This window comes from Acetobacter sp. AAB5 (assembly GCF_050106715.1).
GTDB classification, from domain to species: domain Bacteria; phylum Pseudomonadota; class Alphaproteobacteria; order Acetobacterales; family Acetobacteraceae; genus Acetobacter; species Acetobacter oryzifermentans.
Map to the genome: position 1 here is coordinate 1 of NZ_JBNIEW010000081.1, position 223 is coordinate 223.

At 53.4% G+C, this 223-nt stretch carries 1 protein-coding gene; it reads left to right on the plus strand.

Features of this window, described 5'->3' with window-relative positions; all coding sequences use genetic code 11:
- A partial coding sequence (locus ACP7IZ_RS13890) for a transposase (RefSeq protein ID WP_426849756.1) occupies positions 1 to 223 on the plus strand: 223 nt, incomplete at both ends.

A 223-nucleotide genomic window follows, 5' to 3' on the forward strand; every position in this document is an offset into this window, starting at 1 on the left:
CTTTGATGTTGAAGAGCGCCTTGCTCGGCTGAGCGGGCTTGGCGATCAGCTGGAGGCCTTTTCCCGGACTGTGGATTTTGAGGTGTTCCGCCCTGATCTGGAGCTGGCTCTAGCCTATTCGGACGGAAGTAAAGGCGGACGTCCGCCGTTTGATCCGGTGCTGATGTTCAAAATTCTGGTCATCCAGACGTTGAACAATTTGTCTGATGAACGGACAGAGTAT